We start from the raw sequence: 22,644 nt of genomic DNA, 5'->3' as shown, positions 1-22,644 counted from the left end.
CACCGTAGATGGCCCGACAAGAGTGTCACAGCCAGCCGTTGCCCTCGGCGGTGATCACCGCCTCGGCGCGGTTGGTGGCCCCGGTCTTGCCGATCGCGGCGGAGAGGTGGTTGCGGACCGTGCCCTCCGACAGGAACAGCCGCGCGGCGATCGCCGCCACGGGCGAGCCGTCCCGGGCTGCCTGGAGCACCTCGGTCTCGCGGGCGGTCAGCGGCGAATCGCCCGCGACCAGGCTGTCGGTCGCCAGGGCCGGGTCGACGACGCGGAGGCCGGCGTGCACCCGGCGTACGGCGTCGGCGAGCTGCGCGGCGGGCGTGTCCTTGACGACGAACCCGGAGGCGCCGGCCTGCAGGGCACGGCGCAGGTAGCCGGGCCGCCCGAACGTCGTCACGATCAGCACCCGGGTGTCCGGGGCCGCCTGCCGGAGCGCCGCGGCTGCGGCGATGCCGTCCAGGCCGGGCATCTCGACGTCGAGGAGCGCCACGTCGGGGTGGTGGGCGAGCACGGCGGCGACCACCTCGTCACCGGATCCGACCTCGGCGACCACCTCGAGGTCGGGCTCGAGGCCGAGCAGCGCGGAGAGCGCGCCCCGGACCAGCGCCTGGTCGTCGGCGAGCAGCAGCCGGATCATCGGACCACCTGCAGGCTGAAACCGGGGGAGAGCTGCCGCGTCACCACGGTGGCGCCGGCGGCCGTGGCCCGCTCGCGCAGCCCGGCCAAGCCCGAGCCGCCCGTCGCCGGTCCCGGACAGCCCTGCCCGTCGTCGCGCACCTCGGCGGCGGTCGGGGTCAGGCGCACCTCGCAGGTGCGGGCTCGGGAGTGCCGGATCACGTTCGTGACGCCCTCGCGCACCGTCCACGCGAACAGCTCGCGCAGCTCGGTCGGCACCTCGTCGGCGGAGTTGGGCAGCCGCGCGTCGATCTCGGCGGCGGCCAGCGCGGTGCGGGCGCGGGCCAGCTCGCCGGGCAGGGTCAGGTCGCGGTAGCCCTCGACCGCACGGCGTACGTCGGCGAGCGCGTCGCGGCTGAGCCGCTCGAGGTCCGCGAGCTCGGCGCGGGCCCGCTCGGTCCCCGCGGGCGTGTCCTGGTCGAGCAGCCGCTGCGCGAGCTCGGCCTTGACGGTGATCACCGTGAGCGAGTGGCCCAGGATGTCGTGCAGGTCGCGGGCGAAGCGGGTGCGCTCGTTCTCGACCGCGAGGCTCGCGTTCTCCTGCTCGGCCCGGAGCAGCTCGATGTTGCGGCGCATCACCGTGCGCATCCCGAAGATCGCCACCGAGGCGGCCATGATGCCGAAGGCCAGACCGACCTGGCTGCCCCAGTCCTCGACGGCGCTGAGCCCGAGCGAGCCCGCGACCAGCGCCGCGACCACCGGCATCGCGAGCCGCAGTGGGAACACCATCACCGCCGCGACCGCGACGTACACGACGCTCGCCATGCCCTTCTCGCCCAGGCAGGCCACCATCACGCCGCCGAGCACCACCAGCGCGCCCAGGTAGGGCGCGGTGAAGGACAGCGGCGGGTCCGCGACCAGTCGTGCGCGGTCCTGGCGCATCCGGATCCACAGCGTCATGTAGGCGGTGGCGAACGCGACGGTCGCGACGATGCCGACCACGCCGCGCGCCTCGTCGCGGTGCGTCCAGCCCTCCAGCAGCGGGTCGACCAGGAAGAACAGCCAGATGCCGGCGAAGAGGGGCCCCGCCCGGCCGACGCGGTTGGGCGGGGTCTCGCTCATGCGGGGAAGGCTAGCCACCGGGGCTCAGACCCGGGCGGTGTCCCGGCTCATCCGCCACGCCGCCCCGACGACGAAGACCGCGAGCCAGCCGACGGCGTTGACCAGGGCGTACCACGGGAGCTCGTCCGTCAGCGGGGAGCGGGCGACCTCGGCGACGCCGTACATCGGGGTGAAGACGGCGACGTGCCACAGCGTGCTGCCCTCGGTCAGCGGCCAGAAGACGCCGCCGAGGAACGACAGCAGCGCCAGGCCCGGGCCGAGCAGCTGCATGGCGTTCTCGCCCGGGACGATGTAGCCGATGAACACGCCCAGCGCGGCGAACGTCAGCGTGCAGCACAGCGTGACCGCCGCGGCGGCGAGCCAGACCCCGCCGGGCATGTCGGCGCGACCCTGGACGATGCCGCAGGTGTTGACGACCGCGATCGCGAGCGCGCCCATGGCCAGCGCGACCAGCGCCTTCATCGTGACGTAGGCGACGGGGTTCAGCGGGGTGAGCCGCAGCTGGCGCGACCAGCCGAGCGCGCGCTCGGTCGCGACCATGGCCCCGCCGGCGGCGGCGATCAGCGCCGCGCCGTACAGCGCCATCGAGATCAGGATGTACGCCGCCTCGTTGCCCGACCCGACGGGGGTGTCCCAGGTCGTGTCGCTGCCGGTGATCGCGTAGTACAGGCCCGCGGGGAAGATCATCGTGAAGAGCACGGTGCGGCGGTTGCGCAGCATCCGGAGCAGCTCGATGCGCAGCACGCGCCGGTTGAAGCCGCCGAGCGGCGGGACGCGGCGGACGGCGGGGTCGATCGTCGTGGTCATCGTGGTCATCGGGCGTCTCCGGTCAGGCTGAGGAACGCGTCCTCGAGACCGTGCGAGGTGATCTCGAGGTCGCGGGCGGGGGTGTGGGCGAGCAGGTGGCGGGCGACGGCGTCGCTGTCGCGGGTGCGCACGAGTACGGCGTCACCGCGGACCTCGACGCCCGTGACGCCGCCGAGCGCGGTGAGGGCGTCGACGTCGGGGTCGGGCAGCGTCGCGCGGACGGTGCGGCCGGAGGTGAGCGCCTTGATCTGGGCGCCGGTGCCGTCGGCGACGATGCGGCCCTGGCTGATCAGCACGATGCGGTCGGCGTACTGGTCGGCCTCCTCGAGGTAGTGCGTCGCGAACAGCACCGTGCGGCCCTGCTCGGCGTCGCGCCGGATCGCGGACCAGAACGCCCGGCGCCCCTCGACGTCCATGCCGGTGGTCGGCTCGTCGAGCAGCAGCAGCGCCGGGTCGGAGAGCAGTGCCATCGCGAAGCGCAGCCGCTGCTGCTCGCCGCCGGAGCACTTCGCGACCCGGCGGTCCGCGATCGCGGTGATGCCGGCGTCGTCGAGCACCTCGGCGGCCGGCCGGGTGTCGGCGAACAGGCTCGCGGTGTACTCCACGGTCTCGCGGACCGTCAGGTCCTTGAGCAGCCCGCCGGTCTGCATGACGGCGGACACCAGGCCGCGGGCGATCGCCTCGCGGGGCTCGAGCCCGAGGACCTGCGCCGTACCCGTCGTGGGGCGGGACAGGCCCAGGACCATGTCGATGGTGGTGGTCTTGCCGGCGCCGTTGGGGCCGAGGAACGCGACGATCTCGCCCTGCTGGAGCTCGAGGTCGATCCCGCGCACGGCGTGCACGGGGCCGAAGTCCTTGGTCACCCCCGACAGGCGGACCGCGGGGACGCCCACGGTGCCGGCCGGGTGGGAACCCGTGGTGAGGGTGTCGGTGGAGGTCATGCCCCCAGCCTGGTGCTCAGCCCGCGCCCGGACCTCGCGCGTGCGTCACGACTGCGCCATGACAGTTGTCATGGCCGGGGCTGGGGTGGTTTCGAGGCTCGGGCCTGGCGGCCCTCGAACCTCAACCACCGCGTCGTTGGTTGAGGTGCGAGCGAACCTCGACCGCGTCGTTGGTTGAGGTGCGAGCGAAGCGAGCCTCGAAACCACCGACGGCTCAGAAGGTGTGCTCGGGGCCGGGGAACGTGCCGGCCTTGACGTCGGCGGCGTAGTCGCGGGCGGCCTGGAGGAGTACGCCGTGCAGGTCGGCGTACTGCTTGACGAACTTCGCCATCCGGCCGGTGCGCAGGCCGAACGCGTCCTGCCACACCAGCACCTGGCCGTCGCACTCGACGCCGGCGCCGATGCCGATCGTGGGGATCGAGACGGCCTTGGTCACCTCGGCCGCCACGTCGCCGGGCACCATCTCCATCACGACCGCGAAGGCGCCGGCCTCCTCCATCGCGCGGGCCTCCGCGAGGACCTTCGCCGCCGCCTCACCACGGCCCTGGACGCGGTAGCCGCCGAGGTTGTGCTCGGACTGCGGGGTGAAGCCGATGTGGGCCATCACCGGGATGCCGCCCTCGGTGAGCTTGCGGACCTGGGGGACCATCTCGACCCCGCCCTCGAGCTTGACGGCGTGGGCGTTGGCCTCCTTCATGAACCGCACCGCGGTCAGGTAGGCCTGCTCGGCCGACGCCTGGTAGGAGCCGAACGGCAGGTCGGCGACGACGAGCGCGCGGTGCGCCGACCGGGTGACGGCGCGGACCAGCGGGATCAGCTCCTCGACGGTCACCGGCAGCGAGGTCTCGTTGCCGTAGACGTTGTTGGAGGCGCTGTCACCGACCAGCAGCACCTCGATCCCGGCCTCGTCGAAGGTCTCGGCGGCGTACTGCTCGTAGGCGGTGAGCATCGCGAACCTCTCGCCGCGCTGCTTCATCTCCCGCAGATGGTGGGTGCGGATCCGCCTCACCGGCGCGGTCGAGCTTGTCGAGACCCCGGAACCGTACGGGGGCGTCTCCTCGGTGCTCATCTCGTACTCCCTGACGTCATCTCGCAGCTCCCTGATGGAGTCCACGGACCGCTGGTCAGGCTAGCCCCGTACTCGTCGGTTCACTCCTGTGTCGATGGTCACCTCGCCGCGTCCGCAGCGGCCTCCGCCGCCGCCTCCAGGTCGGCGATCACGATCTTCTGCATCGTCATCATGGCCGCCATCGCCGCCTGGGCCCGGACCGGATCCGGGTCGGAGATCAGCTCGTAGAGACGGGTCGGCACGATCTGCCAGGACAGGCCGAACCGGTCCTTCAGCCACGCGCACTGGTCCGGCTGCCCGCCGTCGACCAGCGTGTCCCAGTAGTAGTCGACCTCGGACTGGTCGGCGCAGCTGACGCTCAGCGAGATCGTCTCGGTGAACCCGGCATGGTCCGGGCCGCCGTTGATCCCGCGGAACGGCTGGCCGTCGAGCGTCCACTCCGCCGCGAGCACCCGCCCGTCGTCGTAGTGGGAGATCGCGCGGACCTCGGAGCGGGGGAAGACGGTCGTGTAGAACTCGACCGCCTCCATGAGGTCTTCGTCGAACCACAGGCAGGTGCTGATCTCGGGCATACGGATCAGACCGGCACGAGCGCGGCAACTCATCGCAACTCGCGCCAACCTGCCGCGGGCGTGCGAGCGTTCAGGGAGGGAGGAGGCCGATGGTCCCCGGCCTGGTGGGCGCGGCGGTCGCGCTGGTGCTCACCGGCTGCTCGGCCGCAGCGCCCCAGGACCCTGCGTGGACTGCCGAGGGTCGTCGACCCGCCGGCCGCCGAGCCGGGTGGCCGGTCCGGTCGAGCTCGAGTCGGTGGCCCCTGGCCCGGTGGGGTGATCGGGCCTACAGTCGCCCATGGCCTTCGACGTCGCCGCGGACTCCTACGCCCGCTTCATGGGTCGCTACTCCGAGCCGCTCGCCGACCGCCTCGTCGAGATCGCCGGCGTACGCGCCGGGCAGCGCGCGGTCGACGTCGGCTGCGGCCCCGGCGTCCTGACCTCCCGCCTCGTCGAGCGTCTGGGCCCGGACAACGTCGACGCGATCGACCCGTCGCCGTCGTTCGTGGCCGCCGCGCGCGAGCGGTGCCCGGGCGTCGACATCCGCTACGGCAGGGCCGAGGCGCTGCCGTTCGCGGACGTGGCGTACGACGTGGTGCTCGCCAACCTCGTCGTGCACTTCATGTCAGACCCGGTGCAAGGCCTGCAGGAGATGGGCCGCGTCGCGCGCGCCGAGGGCGTGGTCGCCGCGACCGTCTGGAACCACGCGACGGCGACCGGCCCGCTCTCGACGTTCTGGCAGGCGGCCAAGGACCTCGACCCCGACGCCGCCGACGAGGCGACGCTGCCCGGCACCGGCGAGGGTGACCTAGGCACGCTGGCCCGGGAGGCGGGACTGCAGGACGTGGTCGAAGGGACGATCACGGTCACCGTCCCTTACTCCTCCTTCGAGGAGTGGTGGGAGCCCTACACGCTCGGTGTCGGGCCGGCCGGTGACCACGTGCGGCAGCTGGACGAGGCGGCGCGTGCCGAGCTGCGGAAGCACTGCCGCGAGCGGTTGCCCACCGGACCGTTCACCGTCGAGGCGACCGCGTGGTCGGTGTTGGCCCGGCCCCCGGCCTGACGAAGCGCGCTCAGCCGGCTTGCTCGAGCCCGACGGCGAACTGGTCGAGGGCGCGTTGGATCGCCGCGGTGCGGGCGAGATCGCGAGCCTCCGCGGCGTCGATGACGTGGGTGCCTCGGTCGTCGACGTGCCGGTGGAGACCGTGGGGCGTGGTCCAGAGGTAGCTCGCGGGTCCGAGCTGGCGGACTTGATAGCCGAGGTGGGTCTTCGCCCGATGGTTGGTGCGACTCAGAGGTGCGGCGTTGTGGTCGCCGGTCTGGCCGGGTGGACCGTGCTCGTCGTACTCGGCCGGATGATCGATGTCGACGGCGCGGCTGACGCGGGTGGCGTGGGGGAAGACCTCGCCGACCGTGCGGAGGTGGACGCGTTCCTTGACCGCCTCGGGGTGCTCGTAGGCGTTGACCCGGGTGCGGTCGTGGAGGTCGATGACGGGCTTGAGCTCGACGTGGGCGTGGCCGAGCAGCCGGCGGACCTGGTCGAGGAGGAGCGGGCGACGCGCGCGACACCCCACCGGTGGAGGGCGCCCTCGTGGAGGTGGACGTGGACCACGGCCCGAGCGCGGCTTCGTCGCGGCGGCAGGTCCTCGCGGGCGGGCTCGAGCAGCTCGAGGACGCGCTCGGGGTGGGCGAGCCAGCCGAAGGCCTCGGCGCGCAGCTCGTCGCGGCCGACGTCCGCCGGCAGGTGGGGAACAAGGTCGCGGCGGGCGTGGAGCGCGTCGGCGATCCGGTCGACGAGGTCGCTGACCCAGAGCGCGGGACCGGACTCGACGTGGGCGATGACGTGTTGCATGCCGTGATCGTCGATGCGCGAGAGCGAGACGAAGCGGTGGCGCAGCTGCTCCTCGAGGCGGCTGGCGTAGGCGGCCGGGTCAGCCTCGATGACCTTGGCGCGGGCCAGCTCGAGGACCCGGGAGGGCGACTCTCCGGCGATCGCGGCGGCGACCGCCGCGTCGACGATCCCGATCACGGCCAGGTCGAGGGCCCGGGACATCGTGGCGACCTTGCGCGCCACCCAGGCCTCGCACTCCAGCGACTCGACCACCTCCCAGGTGCGGGGCAGCCGGTGGCGCAGGTCGAGTACGTCGGCCATCGCGGCGCGCACGGCAAGCGTTTGCACGCGGCGAGCGATCGCGAGCTCGGGCAGGCACAGCTCCTGCACCAGTGGCGTCCCGTCGCCACCGATCTCGACGACCCGGTCCTCACCGTTCCAGCTCCGCCGTTGGATCGGCCCCCGCCGCGGGTCGTTGGCGTGCAGATCGGCCCAGTGGGCGATCAGTCGAAGGTCCTCGACCTCGGCGGCTCGACGTCGCAGTAACGCGTCGTCCGCGGCGGCGAGGACGCCGGCCGCGTCGAGCTCGTCGATCGCGGTGGATGCCATACCGCATGGTATACGAACGGGCGTTCGAACTTCAAGAGCTTCCGCAAGCCTCGCCTGCTTGCGGATCGGTGAACGTGACCGGCTTGCCGGCCGCCTGGGCGTACGCGATCTCTCGCCGCGTCGACTCACCGACGTACCCACCAGGGTTCACGACAAGAACCCGGTCGGCCAGGTCGATCTTGTGCAGGTGAAGGGCGTCGAGGACGGCCTTCTGGTCAGGGGTGGGCGACGCGTCCGCCTCGCTGGGGGCAACGACGATCACGCCGGCCAGGGTCAGCTCTCGATTCGCCGCGCGCATCTCGGCCAGGAATCTCGCCGAACCGCAGAGACACACGATCTCCGGACGATCGCTCACGCCTCGACCCTAGCGGTACGTGTGCCGATCGCGGCCGTGGGAAACTCCGAGGCGTGGACTTCTACTCCGCTTACGCCCACGGCTTCGCCCGCGTCGCCGCCTGCACAGTCCCGGTCCGGGTGGCCGACCCCGAGACCAACCTCCGGGCGGTGCTCGAGCAGGCCCGCGCCTGCTCCGAGGACGGCGTCGCCGTCGCGATCTTCCCCGAGCTGTGCCTGTCGGGGTACGCCGTCGACGACCTGTTCCTGCAGGACACGCTGCTGCGGGCGGTCGAGGGCGCGATCGCGACGCTGGTCGAGGAGTCCACCGACGTCCTGCCGGTGCTCGTCGTCGGCGCGCCCCTCGTGCACGGCAACCGGGTGCTCAACGCCGCGGTCGTGATCCACCGCGGCCGGATCCTCGGCGTCGCGCCGAAGTCGTACCTGCCGACGTACCGCGAGTTCTACGAGCGCCGCTGGTTCGCGCCCGGCGACGACGTGCGCGGCACGACGGTGCTCGCGGGCCAGGAGGTGCCGATCGGCCCGGACCTGCTGTTCGAGGCCGAGGACGTGCGCGGCCTGGTGCTGCACGTCGAGGTCTGCGAGGACATGTGGGTGCCGATCCCACCGAGTGCCGAGGCCGCGCTCGCGGGCGCCACCGTGCTCGCGAACATCTCCGGCAGCCCGATCACGATCGGGCGGGCCGGCGACCGGCAGCTGCTGGCTCGCAGTGCCTCGAGCCGCTGCCTGGCGGCGTACCTGTACGCGGCCGCCGGCCAGGGCGAGTCGACCACCGACCTGTCCTGGGACGGGCAGACGATGGTCTTCGAGAACGGCGAGCTGCTCGCCGAGACCGAGCGGTTCCCCGACGGGTCGCGGGCGTCGGTCGTCGACGTCGACCTGGACCGGCTCCGGATGGAGCGGATCCGGATGGGGACGTTCGACGACAACAGGCGTGGTTTCGAGGCTCGCTTCGCTCGCACCTCAACCACCGGGGAGGCTCGCTTCGCTCGCACCTCAACCACCGGGGAGGCTCGCTTCGCTCGCACCTCAACCACCGGGGAGGCTCGCTTCGCTCGCACCTCAACCAGCGAGGGCGGGTTCCGGACCGTGGGGTTCGAGCTCGCCCCGCCGACCGCCGACATCGGGCTGCGCCGCAAGGTGGACCGGTTCCCGTTCGTGCCCGACGACCCCGAGCGGCTGGCCCTGGACTGCTACGAGGCCTACAACATCCAGGTGTCCGGCCTCGAGCAGCGGCTCGCCGCCATCGGCCAGCCCAAGGTCGTGATCGGCATCAGCGGGGGGCTCGACTCCACGCACGCGCTGATCGTCGCGGCCAAGGCGATGGACCGGCTCGGCAGGCCGCGCACCGAGATCCACGGGTTCACGCTGCCGGGCTACGCGACCGGCGAGCGCACCAAGGGCTACGCCTGGCGTCTGGCAGAGTCGCTCGGCATCACGATGGAGGAGATCGACATCACCGGCGCCGCCCGGCAGATGCTGACCGACCTCGACCACCCCTACGCGAGGGGGGAGGAGGTCTACGACATCACGTTCGAGAACGTCCAGGCCGGCCTGCGCACCGACTACCTGTTCCGGCTCGCCAACCACCGCGGCGGGATCGTGCTCGGCACCGGCGACCTGTCCGAGCTCGCCCTCGGCTGGTGCACGTACGGCGTGGGCGACCAGATGTCCCACTACAACGTGAACGCCGGCGTCCCGAAGACGCTGATCCAGCACCTCATCCGCTGGGTGGTCGCCGACGGCCAGTTCGACCAGCACACCAACGATGTGCTCATCGAGATCGTCGGCCAGGAGATCACCCCCGAGCTGATCCCGACCCGCGAGGACCAGCTGCCCCAGTCGACCGAGCAGTCCGTCGGCCCCTACTCGCTGCAGGACTTCACGCTCTACCAGGTGCTCCGCAACGGGTTCGTGCCGAGCAAGATCGCGTTCCTCGCCTGGCACGCCTGGCACGACGCCGACGCGGGGGAGTGGCCGCCCAACTTCCCCGACGACCGGCGCATCGAGTTCGACCTCCCGACGATCCGGCGCTGGCTGGTGGTGTTCGTGAACCGGTTCTTCGCCAGCCAGTTCAAGCGCTCCGCGCTGCCCAACGGTCCCAAGGTCAGCCACGGCGGCACGATGTCGCCCCGCGGTGACTGGCGGATGCCCTCGGACGCCAGCCCGGCCGCCTGGCTCGCCGAGCTCGAGGCGAACGTCCCCACCGACTGAGTCCGGGGCCGGCCGCAACAATCACCCCTGGTCGGCGCGTCTCCTGCGTGGAAGCAATCCACGACCACCACGAGGAGAGACATGCGCACGACCTCGGGGCGACGCACCATCGCCACTCTCGCCGCACTGACGGCGGCCCTGGCCGGCTCGGCCACGATCGGCAGCTCCACCCAGGCGGTTGCGGCGGGCGCGACGACGACCGCGCCGGCGCAGCACGCGCACCGGCAGGCACCCCACCGCACCAGCCTCACCCTGACGTTCCAGAAGTGCGACAGCTGCTCGGTGTACCTGCAGCACGCGATCTCGGGCGCCGGCGACACCGTCTGGACGTCGAAGACCCGGAGGATCGGGCTCGACCACCAGGTCACGTTCCGGATGCGGACGCGGCTGACGCACGGTCTGTCGTTCGTGCTGGACGCGCCCTGGGCGGGCAACATCGGTGCGGTGCCCAACCTGGTCACCCGGTACGCCGGGCACGAGGTCGGCAGCGCGGTCGACCGTCACGACGCGCGGCACGGCCGGCGCGCCGAGGGCTGCTGGGCGGGCACCCGCGCCGACGCCGCGACGCTGACGTTCCGGGTGGACCGGGTCCGGGCCCGGACCCCCGACGGCCAGCCCACCACGATCCCGCTCGCGTACAGCACGCACACCCTGCCGAGCTGGAAGCCGATGATGCGCACCTTCAAGGGCACCATCGCCAACCAGGACGCCTTCTACTGCGAGAGCCCCCGGTGAGCCGGGGGCGGGGCGTCCGGCACCGGGTGCGCGGCTCGATCGCCTACGCCGACGTCACCCAGGACTGGATGAAGCCGGTGCGCGACGTCTGGGACGGCGTGCCGGGCTCCCAGGACGTCAACGTCTGCGGGGAGCAGCCCCGGCGCTGACCGCTCGTCGCGCACCGGCGTCGCCCCTGGGCACAGCCTGGATAGGGTGCGCCTATGGGTAAGCAGGAAGAGTTCGTCCTCCGCGCTCTCGAGGAGCGGGACGTCCGGTTCGTCCGGCTGTGGTTCACCGACGTCCTGGGCTTCCTGAAGTCGGTCGCCGTCGCGCCGGCCGAGCTGGACGGGGCGTTCTCGGAGGGTATCGGCTTCGACGGCTCCGCGATCGAGGGCTTCGCGCGGGTCTACGAGGCGGACATGCTCGCGATGCCCGACCCGTCGACCTTCCAGATCCTGCCCTGGCGCGGTGAGGGCCCGGCCACGGCGCGGATGTTCTGCGACATCGTGATGCCGGACGGCTCCCCGTCGTACGCCGACCCCCGCCACGTGCTCAAGCGCACGCTGAGCAGGGCGGCCGAGCAGGGGCTCACGTTCTACACCCACCCGGAGATCGAGTTCTACCTGTTCCAGGACACCCCGGCGCCGGGCGTCGAGCCCGTGCCGGTGGACCGCAGCGGCTACTTCGACCACACCGCGACGTCGATGGGCGCCGACTTCCGCCGCGAGGCGATCAGCATGCTCGAGGCGATGGGCATCTCGGTGGAGTTCAGCCACCACGAGGGCGGCCCCGGACAGCAGGAGATCGACCTTCGCTACGCCGACGCGCTGACCACCGCCGACAACGTGATGACCTTCCGCACGGTCATCCGCGAGGTCGCGCTGGGCCAGGGCGTGTGGGCCTCGTTCATGCCCAAGCCGTTCACCACTCACCCCGGCTCGGGGATGCACACCCACGTCTCGCTGTTCGAGGGGGACCGCAACGCGTTCTTCGAGGCGGGAGCGGAGTACCAGCTCTCGACCACGGGCCGGCAGTTCATCGCCGGCGTGCTGCGCCACGCGAACGAGATCAGCGTGGTCACCAACCAGTGGGTCAACAGCTACAAGCGGCTGATGTTCGGCGGCGAGGCGCCGTCGTACATCTGCTGGGGCCACAACAACCGCTCGGCGATGATCCGGGTCCCGATGTACAAGCCCAACAAGGGCCAGTCCACCCGCATCGAGCTGCGCACGATCGACGCGGCCTGCAACCCCTACCTCGCGTTCGCGGTCGTGCTGGCCGCGGGCATGAAGGGCATCGCCGAGGGCTACGAGCTGCCGCGCGAGGCCGAGGACGACGTCTGGGCGCTCACCGAGCGGGAGCGCAAGAGCCTCGGCATCGAGCCGCTGCCCAAGAGCCTCGCCGAGGCCATCGCGGTCGCCGAGCACTCGGAGCTGCTCGCCGACACACTGGGGGAGCACGTCTTCGACTTCTTCCTGCGCAACAAGCGTGCGGAGTGGGAGGAGTACCGCGGCCAGGTCTCGGCGTTCGAGCGCGACCGCATGCTGCCGGTGATCTGATGCCCCGGCCGACGGTCCTGGTGGTCGAGCACGACGCCGAGTGCCCGCCGGCCCTGGTGGGGTCCTGGCTGGCCGAGCAGGGGTGCGCCCTCGACGTGCGCCGACCGTACGCCGGCGACGGGCTGCCCGGTCTCGCGCCGTACGACGCCCTCCTGGTGCTGGGCGGCCCGATGGGCGCCAACGACGACGACCGGCACGCCTGGCTGGGCCCGGTGAAGCAGCTGGTCCGCGAGGCGAGGGACCGCGGGCTGCCGACGCTGGGCATCTGCCTGGGCCACCAGCTGATCGCCGCCGCGCTCGGCGGCACCGTCGAGCGCAACAGCCGCGGGCAGCAGGTCGGCCTGCTGGAGGTCGGCTGGACCGACGCGGCCGCGGGCGACCGCCTGCTGGGGCCGCTGGCCACCCCACGTCGCGGCGTGCAGTGGAACGACGACGTCGTCACCGAGCTGCCGCCGGGCGCCGTGCTCCTGGCCGCGACGGCGGACGGCGAGGTCCAGGCGGTGCGCTACGGGCCGGCGATGTGGGGCCTCCAGCTGCACCCCGAGGTCGACGTGCCGGTGCTGCGGCCGTGGGCGGAGTCCGACCGCGGCTCGCACGAGACCCGCGGCATCGACACCGACGCGGTGCTGCGCGACATCGACGCGGCCCGGGCCGAGCTGGACGACGCGTGGCGGCCCCTGGCCGTGGGCTTCGCCGCGTTGGCCGCCGGGTCGCGGCATCCGGAGCCGTCCGCACGATGAGCCGGTCGGCGACCAGCACCGGCAACCTGCTGCGCCTGGGCTTCCGCGACCCGGACGCCGCCCTGGCCGCGCTGACGCGCGTGGGCGACGCCGCCGGCCCGCTGCTGGCGCTGCTCGCCCGGACCGCCGACCCCGACGAGGCGGCCGCCGGCCTGCACCGCCTCGTCGAGGCGGTCGACGACCCCGAGGAGATGCTCGAGTCGCTCGTCGACGACGAGGGCACCGCGATGCGGCTGCTCAGCGTGCTGGGGGCGAGCGAGGCGCTGGCCGACCACCTCGTGCGCCACCCCGAGCACTGGCGCGAGCTGGCCGACCCGGTGCTCGGCTCGACGCGGCCGGCCGCGTGGGCGGTCCGCGAGGGGCTGCTCGGCGTCGTGGGCGCCGACGCCGCCGACCCCGAGCCGATCGCGACCCTGCCCGACGAGGTCGCCGTCGACGCGCTGCGGGTGGAGTACCGCCGGGTGCTGCTGCGCCTGGCCGCCCGCGACCTCTCCCACCACCTCGGCGTCGACGACGTCGCCGCCGAGCTGTCCGACCTCGCGGCCGGCACCCTCGACGCCGCACTCGCCGTGGCCCGCGCGCGGGTCGGCGCCGACGCCGCCCTGGCCCGGCTCGCGGTCATCGCCATGGGCAAGTGCGGCGGCCACGAGCTCAACTACGTCTCCGACGTCGACGTGATCTTCGCGTGGGCGCCGGCCGACGGCGTGCCCGACACCGCCGTCGAGAACACCGCGCTCCGCGCGGCGACCCAGCTCGCCAGCCACCTCATCCGGGTCTGCTCCGACCACACCGGCGAGGGCACCATCTGGCCCGTCGACGCGGCGCTGCGGCCCGAGGGCAAGGCCGGCCCGCTGGTCCGCACGCTCGCCAGCCACCGCGGCTACTACGAGCGCTGGGCCAGCACGTGGGAGTACCAGGCGCTGCTCAAGGCCCGCCCGGTCGCGGGCGACCTCGCGCTCGGCCGCGAGTTCGTCGAGCTGACCCGGCCGATGGTGTGGAGCGCCGCCGAGCGCGACGGCTTCGTCGAGGACACCCAGGCGATGCGCCGCCGGGTGGTCGACCACATCCCCGCCCGCGAGGCCGAGCGGCAGCTCAAGCTCGGCTCCGGTGGGCTGCGCGACGTCGAGTTCGCCGTGCAGCTCATGCAGCTGGTGCACGGGCGCGCCGACGAGAACGTGCGCGCGCCCGCCACGCTGAGCGCGCTCGACGAGCTCACCCGTGGTGGGTACGTCGGCCGCGACGACGGTGTCTCGCTGCACGAGGCCTACGCGTTCCTGCGCACCCTCGAGCACCGCATCCAGCTGCACCGGCTGCGGCGTACCCACGTCGTGCCGGACGACGAGGCGTCGCTGCGCCGGCTCGGCCGGAGCATGGGGTTCCTCAAGGACCCGGTCGGCATCCTCGACAAGACCTGGCAGCACCACCGGCTCGAGGTGCGCCGCCTGCACGAGAAGCTGTTCTACCGCCCGCTGCTCACGGCGGTCGCCAAGATCCCCGGCGACGAGGCGCGCCTCTCGCCCGAGGCCGCCGTCAAGCGGCTGGCGGCGCTCGGCTTCGTCGACCCGCAGGCGGCGCTGCGCCACCTCGAGGCGCTCACCTCGGGGGTCACCCGGGCGGCGCAGATCCAGCGCACGCTGCTGCCGGTGATGCTCGGCTGGTTCGCCGACGCCCCCGACCCCGACGCCGGCCTGTTCGGCTTCCGCCGGATCAGCGAGTCGCTGGGCGCCACGCCGTGGTACCTCTCCACGCTGCGCGACGAGGGCGAGGTCGCCGAGCGGCTGGCCCGGATCCTCGCGACCTCCCGCTACGCCACCGGCCTGCTCGAGCGCGAGCCGCAGGGCGTCCGGATGCTCGGCGGCGACCTCACCCCGCTCTCCTCGGAGGTGCTCACCGAGGAGATGCTGTCCCTCGCCGGGCGGCACGAGCAGCCCGAGTCCGCGGTGCTCGCGATCCGGGGCGTCCGCCGCCGCGAGCTGCTGCGGATCGCCGCCGGGGACCTGCTGGGCCTCACCGACGTCGCCGTCGTGGGCGCCGGGCTGTCCCGGCTCACCGACGCCACCCTCGAGGCGACGCTCGACGTCGCGGGCCGCGCGGTGCGTCGGCAGCGCGGGCTCGACGTCGCACCGACCCGGATGGCGATGGTGGCGATGGGCCGGTACGGCGGCTTCGAGCTCTCCTACGGCAGCGACGCCGACGTGCTGTTCGTGCACGAGCCGGAGCCCGGTGCCGACCCGCAGGCGGCGTCGTCGTACGCCCAGGCGGTCGCCAACGAGCTGCGCCGGCTGCTCGCGCTGCCCGGGCCTGACCCGGCCCTGGAGGTCGACGCCGACCTGCGCCCCGAGGGCAAGCAGGGTGCGCTGGTGCGCACGCTCGACTCCTACGCCGCCTACTACGCCCGCTGGTCGAAGGTCTGGGAGGCGCAGGCGCTGCTGCGCGCCGACGCCGTCGTCGGCGACCCGGACCTGCGCCGTCGCTTCGAGGAGCTCATCGACCCGCTGCGCTACCCGGCCGACGGGCTCAGCGACGACGACGTGGTCGAGGTACGCCGCATCAAGGCCCGCGTCGACGAGGAGCGGCTGCCACGCGGCGCCGACCCGCACACCCACCTCAAGCTCGGCCGCGGTGGCCTCGCCGACATCGAGTGGACCGTGCAGCTGCTGCAGATGAGGTACGCCGGTGCGGTGCCCGCCCTGCGCACCTCGCGCACCCTCGAGGCGCTCGCCGCCGCCCGCGAGGCCGGCCTGGTGTCCGAGGAGGACGCCGCGGTCCTCCAGCAGACCTGGCGGCGGGTCAGCCGGGTCCGCAACGCGGTGACGCTCGTGCGCGGCAAGCCCGCCGAGGAGCTGCCCCGCGACATCCGGGAGCGCGCGGCGGTCGCCGCGGTGCTCGGCTACCCGGCCGGGTCCTCCGACGCGATGGTCAACGACCAGCTGCGCTACACCCGGCTCGCGAGGGCGGTCGTCGACCGGGTCTTCTGGGAGTGACCCCTAGGCTCGCTCCATGAGTGACGACCAGACCACGGCCAAGGCCAGCACCCTCCTCCGCCTCCACCAGGACCCCGAGCTGCTCACGGTGGTGAACGTCTGGGACGTGATCTCGGCCACGGTGGTCGCCGACGTCCCCGGCACCCTCGCGCTCGCCACGGCCAGCCACTCGATCGCGGCGTCGTACGGCTACCCCGACGGCGAGCAGATCCCGGTCGACCTGATGCTCGAGGCCGCGGGCCGGATTGCGGCGTCGACCGAGCTGCCGGTCACCGCCGACCTCGAGGGCGGGTACGGCGACCCCGCCGAGACCGTGCGCCGCGCGATCGGTCTGGGCATCGTCGGCGCCAACATCGAGGACCAGATGCGTCCCGTGGCGGAGGCCGCCGCCAACGTCGAGAAGATCATGCGCGTGGCCGAGCAGGAGGGCGTGGACTTCGTGCTCAACGCCCGCACGGACGCCTTCGTGAGGGGCCGCGACCGCGACCAGGGCGAGGTGCTCGCCGACGCCGTCGAGCGCGGCCGTGCCTTCCTCGACGCGGGCGCCCCGGTGGTGTTCGTCCCCGCCAAGCTCGACGAGGAGCAGGTCCGCACGCTCGTCGAGGCCTACGGCCCCCAGCGGCTGACGATGATCGGCATCCCCGGCGTCCCCTCACTGGCCCGGCTCGAGGAGCTCGGCGTGGCCCGCGTGTCCTACGGGCCGATGTCCCAGAACGTCGCGCTCACCGCGCTCCAGGAGCTCGTCGAGGAGGTGCACCGCGGCGGGGGAGTCCCGTCGACGATGCGCATGCTCAACTGAACGCGCGCCGCTCAGGATCCTTGCTGGTTCCTTGAGCAAACCTCGCGCCTTGCCTGGTAGTGGCTTGAACCTGGCGGAGCAGAGTGCTGGTCATCGAAGCAATCGACCAGCAGCGAGACCCGCGGAGCTGGTCCTCAGCAAAGGATGCAGCAATGCGTATCGGTACCCGCAAGACCACCGGCAAGATCCTGGCCTCCGTCGTCCTGGTCGGCGCCGCTGCATCGGTCGCGGGGCTCGGCACCTACGGTTCGTTCACGTCCTCCACCACAGCCAGCGAGGACGTCAGCAGCGGCAAGGTGGTCCTGTCGGCCGCCGAGGGTTCCCACGGACTCTCCATCGACGCCACCAACCTGGTGCCCGGCGACACCGTGCAGCGCTCGATCGTGCTCACCCGCTCCGGCGACTCCGAGCGCTTCGGCTCGGTCACGCTCACCACGACCGGGTCCGCCGCGAACCTGCTGACCTCCGACGTCGCCAACGGCCTCCAGCTCAAGCTCGACCAGTGCTCTGTCCCGTGGACCCAGGGCGCCACGGCCCACGACCTGAAGTGCACGGGCACCACCGCGACGGTGCTCGCCCAGCGTGCGGTGATCGGCGCCGACCTCGATCTCCCGGTCGCGACGACCGCTCTCAACAGTGACGCGGCGACCTCGAACCTCCGGGCGACGGTGACCCTGCCGACGTCGGCCGACAACGACTTCCAGGGCCTGTCGAACACCGTGTCGTTCGCGTTCCTGGCCACCCAGCGCGCCGCCGAGTCCCGCTGACCCAGACACCGCTGCGGCCGCTCGCGGAGCGAGCGGCCGCAGCGGTTCACCACGACAGGCCGCAGCACAGAAGGGCACCGCGATGAGCAGCATCGACGTCGGCCGGCACCGGGCGGTCGCCGTGACAGCGCCGCCGGCGGCGGCCCGGCCCCGCGCTCGGCGGGTCGTCGCGGTGCTGGCCGACCTGGTGCTGGTCCTCTGTCTGCTCGCGTTCGCGCTGATCGCGGTCGGCCCGCACCTGCTGGGCTACCGCACCTCGACGATGCTCACCGGCAGCATGGAGCCCGGCATCTCGCCCGGTGACGTCGTGGTGACCGCGGCCAAGCCGGTCTCCGAGGTCGAGGTCGGCGACGTGATCACCTACCAGATCCCGGTCGAGGACCACCGGGTCGAGACCCACCGGGTGATCGAGGTGCTGCACCAGCGCGACGGATCGGTCGCGGTCCGCACCCAGGGCGACAACAACGCCGACCCGGACCCGTGGACCGCGACCCTGCAAGGCGACCAGGTCTGGGAGATGCAGGCGGTCGTGCCGGAGCTCGGCTCCGTCATTCGCGCCTTCCGGGCTCCGGCGGTCCAGCACGGTATCTTCTGGGTGGCCCTCGCGGGCCTGCTGCTGCTCGGCCTCAGCACGATCTGGGCCAAGGACCGGGACGGCGACGTGCCGTCCGAGCAGGAGGGGACCCCCCCGTCATGAGCGACGTCATCGAGACGCCACCCGTGTTCGACCCGGCAGTGCTCGTCAGCCTGACGGGGCACGCGAGCGACGACGAGTTCGCGCTCGTCCTGGCTGGCCGCTACCGCCGACTGCTGCCGGGGCGGGTACGCCGGGTCCTCACGGCGCTCCACGGCGAGGACCGGGACGAGGCGATGGACGCCGTGCTCAGCCTCAAGGCCTCCTCCCACACCCTGGGCGCCCGCGAGATCGCCACGCTGGGCGCCGCGATCGAGCGGCACCTGCGGATGTCAGACCTGTCGGCCGCGCACCGCGTCGCCGGCGGCCTCGCCCCCGCGGCCGAGCGGCTCGAGAGCGAGCTCGCGGCGTACCTCGAGGTCTGAGCCGAACGCACCGCGGAGGGCTACGCCGGCAGCTCCATGCGGTAGCCGACGCCCCGCACGGTCCGGATGAACCGGGTGGCGCCGTCGGTGCCGTCGGCGAGCTTGCGGCGCAGGTTGCCGACGTGGACCTCGACCAGGTGGGTGTCCGAGGCCCAGTCGGTGCCCCACACGGTGCGCAGCAGCGCCTCCCGGGTCCAGACCCGCGACGGCGTGCGCATCAGCTCGGTCAGCAGGTCGAACTCCGTCCGGGTCAGCACCAGCTCGTCGTCCCCGCGGAACGCACGGCGGCTCTCGACGTCGACGCGCAGCGGCCCGAGGACGAGCACCTCGTGCCGGTCCTCGGCCGCGTGCTCCGGCACGTGCACCCCGCCGACGGTGCGCGGGCGGCGGAACATCGCGTTCACGCGGGCCTTGAGCTCGCGTGCGCTGAACGGCTTGGCGATGAAGTCGTCGGCGCCGGTCTCCAGGCCCAGCAGTCGGTCGATCTCGTCGTCGCGGGCGGTGATCATGACGATGTAGGCGTCGCTGATCTCACGGATCCGCCGGCAGGCCTCGATGCCGTCGATGCCGGGGAGACCCAGGTCGAGCGTGATCAGGTCGGGATGTCGCTCCCGCACCGCCTCGACCCCGTCGAGACCGGAGGCGGCCGCGACGACCTCGAAGCCCTGGGTCTCGAGCGTGAACTCGATGAGGGCCCGGATGTCCTCGTCGTCCTCGACCACGAGCGCGAGCCGCCCCTCCGAGACGGGTCCCGCGTGGGTGTCCATGGGGCCGATGATGTCATTTCTTGAGGGAGTCTTGAGACGGGTCGGCGGTCGCCTTGAACCCCCCGCGGCATCGTCAGTGGTGCAGGACCCACTCATGCACCGGAGCAGCTCATGAACACGCTCGACCACGGCCGCCGCCTCTCGGTGCTGCTGCTCGTGGTCGCCACGCTGCTGCTGGTGCCGTCGGTGGCGACCGCGCGGTTCACCGCCACCCGGTCGCCCACCCTCGCGGTCGGCACCGACCGGATGGAGACCCCGGCCGCCGTGACCGGCACCTACCGGTGCGCGCTGCCCGTCTTCACCGAGGGGATCGATGTCACGATCACCTCCTTCGCGGACGGCGGACCGGCCGGCGCGGTCTACGACTACCGGCTCACGGGACCACAGGTCGACAAGACCGCCTCCTCGGCCGGACACAGCGTGTCGATGACGTCCGGGGGCATCCTCAACGACCGGAAGGCCACCCACTGGACGTTGACGATCCAGTCGCGGCTCGGCTCCTGGACCGGGACGCCGTACACCCGCACGATCACCTGCCCCGCCAAGTGGTCGAGCTCCGGGCAGCTCTGACCTGACGCCCCAGGTCCCAAAGGGCCCGAGTCTTGTGACCTGCGCCCCTGGTGGCCGAGGGAGTCGGGTCACGAGACTGACCTCGAGGCCCGTAGGCCCCGAGGAGACCCGATGGACACCCGGATCCTGACTACGGATGGACTGCAGGCGCTGGTCGACGCCCTGCAAACCCGCGGCTTCCACGTGCTCGGGCCCGCGGTCCGCGACGGTGCGATCGGCTTCGGACCGGTCCGCGAGGTCGCCGACCTGCCGGCGGGCTGGGGCGACGAGCAGGAGGCCGGGCACTACCGCCTCCGCCGGCGTGACGACCCGCTGCTGTTCGCCTACGCCGCGGGCGCCCAGTCCGCCAAGCCGTTGTTCTTCCCGGCCCAGGAGGTGCTCTGGCGGGCGCGACACGACGCCAACGGTGTGCACCCGACGCCGCCCGACCCCGAGGCCGGCGCGGACGGTCCGGTCGCGGTCCTGGGCGTGCGCTCCTGCGACCTGGCCGCGGTCGGCATCCAGGACGAGGTGCTCCTCGGCCGTCGGTACGGCGACGCCGCCTACGCGCTGCGCCGGGAGGGCACGTTCGTGGTCGCCGTGACCTGCAGCCACCCGGCGGCCACCTGCTTCTGCGGGTCCATGGGCACCGGGCCCCGCCCGGGCGCCGGGACCGCCCCGGCCGCGCCGTACGACCTGGCGATGACCGAGGTGCTCGACGAGCACGGCCACCGGTTCGTCGTCGAGGTGGCGACCGAGCGCGGCGGACATGTGCTCGACGAGGCGGTGCGCGCCGGGGCCGCCGTGCCCGCGGCCGGGCCGGAGGACCTCGCGGCCGCAGACGACGTGGCCGCGCGGGCCGCGCAGGCGATGGGGCGGCAGCTGGACACCAGCGGCCTGAAGGAGCTCCTCTACGCCTCGGCGGAGAGCCCGGTCTGGGACGAGGTCGCCACCCGCTGCCTGGCCTGCGCCAACTGCACCCAGGTCTGCCCGACCTGCTTCTGCACGGACGTCCGTGACGTCACCGACCTGACGGGGGCGCTGGTCGAGCGCGACCGGGTCTGGGACTCCTGCTTCGGCGCCGAGTACTCCTACATCCACGGCGGCTCCGTGCGGGCGTCCACCCGGGCCCGCTACCGCCAGTGGCTGACGCACAAGCTCGCCTCGTGGGAGGACCAGTTCGGGATGTCCGGCTGCGTCGGGTGCGGCCGCTGCATCACCTGGTGCCCCGCCGCCATCGACCTCACCGCCGAGGTCGCGGCCCTGCGACACGACGGAGGGGGGAGGAGGGATGGGCCATGACCCGGCTCACGATCGAGCAGTACCTGCCGCACCACCCGTTCTTCGCCGGGCTCGACGAGGACGACCTGGCGTTCGTGGCGAGGTGCGCAACGCTCGTGCACTTCCATCCGGGGGAGTACCTCTTCCGCGAGGGTGAGCCCGCCGACGCGTTCTACGTCCTGCGCACGGGACGGGTCGCGCTCGAGACCCGGCTCGGCACCGGCTCGCAGGTCCTCGACACCGCCGACGCCGACGACGTGGTCGGCTGGTCCTGGCTGGTGCCGCCGTACCGCTGGACGTTCGACGCCCGCGCCGTCGCCGAGACCAGCGCGGTCGCCTTCGACGGCGCGTGCCTGCGGGAGCGGTGCGAGAACGACCCCGGCCTCGGCTACCTCCTGCTGCGCCGCGTCGTCGACGTGATGGCGACCCGGCTGCACTCGGCCCGGGTGCGGCTGCTCGACCTCTACGGCGGCCAGTCGTGAGCGCCGCGCCGAGCTTCCCGATGCTGCCGCGGCGGTTCCGGGTCGCGAGCACGCGGCACGACAACCACGACACGCTGACCGTCCACCTCGAGCCGTGCGACGGCGCGCCTCTCGCGTTCGCGGCCGGCCAGTTCACGATGCTGCAGGTGTTCGGCGTCGGCGAGGTACCGATCTCGATCAGCGGGGACCCGCGTGGCTCGGGCCCGCTCCAGCACACGATCCGCGACGTCGGGTCGGTCTCCCACGCGTTGGCGTTCGCCGCGCCCGGCGAGGTGCTCGGCGTCCGGGGGCCGTTCGGCACCGGCTGGGACGTCGCCGACGGCAAGGGCGGCGACGTGGTGCTGGTCGCCGGCGGCATCGGGCTCGCCCCGCTCCGGCCCGCGCTGCTGGAGATCTGCGCGGAGCGCGACGACTACCAGCGGGTCTCGCTGCTGTACGGCGCGCGCACCCCCTCCGACGTGCTGTTCGGCGACGACCTGCGCACCTGGGCCGAGCGGCACCGGATCACCGTCGAGGTGATCGTGGACCGCGGCGAGGCGGGTTGGACGGGCCGGATCGGGCTGGTCACCCAGCTGATCGGGAAGGTCGCCTTCGGTGCCGACCGGCGGCTGGCGCTGGTCTGCGGGCCCGAGGTGATGATGCGCCAGTCGGCGGTGGCCCTCGTCGCCCGCGGGGTCGACCCCTCCCGCATCCGGCTGTCGATGGAGCGCAACATGAAGTGCGGCATCGGCCTGTGCGGCCACTGCCAGCTGCGCGAGCTGTTCCTGTGCCTGGACGGCCCGGTGCTCGCGTTCGACCGGCTGGAGCCCCTCATGGCCCGAGCGGAGCTGTGA

25 protein-coding genes are annotated in these 22,644 nt (G+C 72.9%); 16 read left to right on the top strand and 9 right to left on the bottom strand.

Annotated elements, in window-relative coordinates; translation table 11 throughout:
- Positions 1–25: 25 nt before the first annotated feature.
- The 6 genes from QQZ14_RS05965 to QQZ14_RS05940 all read right to left on the bottom strand — a co-directional run bounded on the left by QQZ14_RS05965 (position 26) and on the right by QQZ14_RS05940 (position 5,120).
- A complete protein-coding gene (locus QQZ14_RS05965; protein WP_284533310.1) occupies positions 26–631 on the bottom strand; it encodes a response regulator transcription factor in 606 nt (201 codons plus the stop codon).
- On the bottom strand, positions 628–1,731 hold the full coding sequence (locus QQZ14_RS05960) for a sensor histidine kinase (RefSeq protein WP_284533309.1): 1,104 nt from the start codon (positions 1,729–1,731) through the stop codon (positions 628–630). Before QQZ14_RS05960 ends, QQZ14_RS05965 begins: the two co-directional genes overlap by 4 nt.
- A gap of 24 nt (positions 1,732–1,755) precedes the next feature.
- Complete coding sequence (locus tag QQZ14_RS05955) at positions 1,756–2,547, bottom strand: ABC transporter permease (protein WP_284533308.1); 792 nt, start codon at positions 2,545–2,547, stop codon at positions 1,756–1,758.
- The gene (locus tag QQZ14_RS05950; protein ID WP_284533307.1) at positions 2,544–3,479 is read right to left on the bottom strand and encodes an ABC transporter ATP-binding protein; all 936 of its coding nucleotides are present in this window, start codon (positions 3,477–3,479) and stop codon (positions 2,544–2,546) included. Before QQZ14_RS05950 ends, QQZ14_RS05955 begins: the two co-directional genes overlap by 4 nt.
- A gap of 214 nt (positions 3,480–3,693) precedes the next feature.
- Positions 3,694–4,548, bottom strand: a complete 855-nt coding sequence (gene panB, locus QQZ14_RS05945; RefSeq protein WP_284533306.1) for a 3-methyl-2-oxobutanoate hydroxymethyltransferase — start codon at positions 4,546–4,548, stop codon at positions 3,694–3,696.
- A 98-nt stretch (positions 4,549–4,646) separates the two neighbouring features.
- Complete coding sequence (locus QQZ14_RS05940; protein ID WP_284533305.1) at positions 4,647–5,120, bottom strand: VOC family protein; 474 nt, start codon at positions 5,118–5,120, stop codon at positions 4,647–4,649.
- A 277-nt stretch (positions 5,121–5,397) separates the two neighbouring features.
- Here QQZ14_RS05940 and QQZ14_RS05935 point away from each other — a divergent pair, with 277 nt between their 5' ends.
- Entirely contained in the window at positions 5,398–6,162 is a 765-nt protein-coding gene (locus QQZ14_RS05935; RefSeq protein WP_284533304.1) for a class I SAM-dependent methyltransferase, read from the top strand.
- A gap of 10 nt (positions 6,163–6,172) precedes the next feature.
- On the opposite strand, the gene QQZ14_RS05930 is transcribed toward QQZ14_RS05935, so the two are convergent.
- Complete coding sequence (locus tag QQZ14_RS05930; RefSeq protein ID WP_284533303.1) at positions 6,173–6,673, bottom strand: hypothetical protein; 501 nt, start codon at positions 6,671–6,673, stop codon at positions 6,173–6,175.
- Between the two features lie 17 nt (positions 6,674–6,690).
- Here QQZ14_RS05930 and QQZ14_RS05925 point away from each other — a divergent pair, with 17 nt between their 5' ends.
- A complete protein-coding gene (locus tag QQZ14_RS05925; RefSeq protein WP_284533302.1) occupies positions 6,691–7,476 on the top strand; it encodes a hypothetical protein in 786 nt (261 codons plus the stop codon).
- Between the two features lie 94 nt (positions 7,477–7,570).
- On the opposite strand, the gene QQZ14_RS05920 is transcribed toward QQZ14_RS05925, so the two are convergent.
- Complete coding sequence (locus QQZ14_RS05920; protein WP_284533301.1) at positions 7,571–7,894, bottom strand: hypothetical protein; 324 nt, start codon at positions 7,892–7,894, stop codon at positions 7,571–7,573.
- Between the two features lie 53 nt (positions 7,895–7,947).
- On the opposite strand from QQZ14_RS05920, the gene QQZ14_RS05915 reads away from it, so the two are divergent.
- The 10 genes from QQZ14_RS05915 to QQZ14_RS05870 all read left to right on the top strand — a co-directional run bounded on the left by QQZ14_RS05915 (position 7,948) and on the right by QQZ14_RS05870 (position 18,732).
- Positions 7,948–10,107 carry an NAD(+) synthase gene (locus QQZ14_RS05915; protein WP_284533300.1) on the top strand — a complete coding sequence of 720 codons (2,160 nt, stop codon included), beginning with the start codon at positions 7,948–7,950 and terminating at the stop codon, positions 10,105–10,107.
- Positions 10,108–10,188: 81 nt separating this feature from the next.
- Positions 10,189–10,842, top strand: a complete 654-nt coding sequence (locus QQZ14_RS05910; protein WP_284533299.1) for a hypothetical protein — start codon at positions 10,189–10,191, stop codon at positions 10,840–10,842.
- Positions 10,839–10,991 carry a hypothetical protein gene (locus QQZ14_RS05905; protein ID WP_284533298.1) on the top strand — a complete coding sequence of 51 codons (153 nt, stop codon included), beginning with the start codon at positions 10,839–10,841 and terminating at the stop codon, positions 10,989–10,991. Before QQZ14_RS05910 ends, QQZ14_RS05905 begins: the two co-directional genes overlap by 4 nt.
- A 54-nt stretch (positions 10,992–11,045) precedes the next feature.
- Entirely contained in the window at positions 11,046–12,383 is a 1,338-nt protein-coding gene (glnA, locus tag QQZ14_RS05900) for a type I glutamate--ammonia ligase (protein ID WP_284533297.1), read from the top strand.
- On the top strand, positions 12,383–13,123 hold the full coding sequence (locus QQZ14_RS05895; RefSeq protein WP_284533296.1) for a type 1 glutamine amidotransferase: 741 nt from the start codon (positions 12,383–12,385) through the stop codon (positions 13,121–13,123). The genes glnA and QQZ14_RS05895 overlap by 1 nt, the downstream gene beginning before the upstream one ends.
- The gene (locus QQZ14_RS05890; RefSeq protein WP_284533295.1) at positions 13,120–16,107 is read left to right on the top strand and encodes a bifunctional [glutamine synthetase] adenylyltransferase/[glutamine synthetase]-adenylyl-L-tyrosine phosphorylase; all 2,988 of its coding nucleotides are present in this window, start codon (positions 13,120–13,122) and stop codon (positions 16,105–16,107) included. Before QQZ14_RS05895 ends, QQZ14_RS05890 begins: the two co-directional genes overlap by 4 nt.
- Before the next feature lie 16 nt (positions 16,108–16,123).
- The gene (locus QQZ14_RS05885) at positions 16,124–16,906 is read left to right on the top strand and encodes an isocitrate lyase/PEP mutase family protein (protein WP_284533294.1); all 783 of its coding nucleotides are present in this window, start codon (positions 16,124–16,126) and stop codon (positions 16,904–16,906) included.
- Positions 16,907–17,058: 152 nt separating this feature from the next.
- A complete protein-coding gene (locus QQZ14_RS05880; protein WP_284533293.1) occupies positions 17,059–17,673 on the top strand; it encodes a TasA family protein in 615 nt (204 codons plus the stop codon).
- An 82-nt stretch (positions 17,674–17,755) separates the two neighbouring features.
- Positions 17,756–18,370: a signal peptidase I gene (locus tag QQZ14_RS05875; protein WP_284533292.1), complete on the top strand. Its 615-nt coding sequence runs from the start codon at positions 17,756–17,758 to the stop codon at positions 18,368–18,370.
- Positions 18,367–18,732 (top strand): Hpt domain-containing protein, encoded by a 366-nt coding sequence (locus tag QQZ14_RS05870; protein WP_284533291.1) that lies wholly within the window; start codon positions 18,367–18,369, stop codon positions 18,730–18,732. Before QQZ14_RS05875 ends, QQZ14_RS05870 begins: the two co-directional genes overlap by 4 nt.
- 20 nt (positions 18,733–18,752) lie before the next feature.
- On the opposite strand, the gene QQZ14_RS05865 is transcribed toward QQZ14_RS05870, so the two are convergent.
- Complete coding sequence (locus tag QQZ14_RS05865; protein ID WP_284533290.1) at positions 18,753–19,499, bottom strand: response regulator transcription factor; 747 nt, start codon at positions 19,497–19,499, stop codon at positions 18,753–18,755.
- 111 nt (positions 19,500–19,610) lie between these two features.
- Between QQZ14_RS05865 and QQZ14_RS05860 the strand changes: the two genes are divergently transcribed.
- The 4 genes from QQZ14_RS05860 to QQZ14_RS05845 all read left to right on the top strand — a co-directional run bounded on the left by QQZ14_RS05860 (position 19,611) and on the right by QQZ14_RS05845 (position 22,644).
- The gene (locus tag QQZ14_RS05860) at positions 19,611–20,069 is read left to right on the top strand and encodes a hypothetical protein (protein ID WP_284533289.1); all 459 of its coding nucleotides are present in this window, start codon (positions 19,611–19,613) and stop codon (positions 20,067–20,069) included.
- 111 nt (positions 20,070–20,180) lie between these two features.
- Complete coding sequence (locus tag QQZ14_RS05855; protein ID WP_284533288.1) at positions 20,181–21,350, top strand: 4Fe-4S dicluster domain-containing protein; 1,170 nt, start codon at positions 20,181–20,183, stop codon at positions 21,348–21,350.
- Positions 21,347–21,811, top strand: a complete 465-nt coding sequence (locus QQZ14_RS05850) for a cyclic nucleotide-binding domain-containing protein (protein ID WP_284533287.1) — start codon at positions 21,347–21,349, stop codon at positions 21,809–21,811. The genes QQZ14_RS05855 and QQZ14_RS05850 overlap by 4 nt, the downstream gene beginning before the upstream one ends.
- Positions 21,808–22,644 carry an FAD/NAD(P)-binding protein gene (locus tag QQZ14_RS05845; protein WP_284533286.1) on the top strand — a complete coding sequence of 279 codons (837 nt, stop codon included), beginning with the start codon at positions 21,808–21,810 and terminating at the stop codon, positions 22,642–22,644. The genes QQZ14_RS05850 and QQZ14_RS05845 overlap by 4 nt, the downstream gene beginning before the upstream one ends.

Origin of the sequence: Nocardioides sp. T2.26MG-1 (assembly GCF_950101795.1) — a bacterium.
Taxonomy (GTDB): Bacteria; Actinomycetota; Actinomycetes; order Propionibacteriales; family Nocardioidaceae; genus Nocardioides.
Note: the sequence above shows the minus strand (reverse complement) of the source record. Positions and strands in the feature narration are given on the sequence as shown.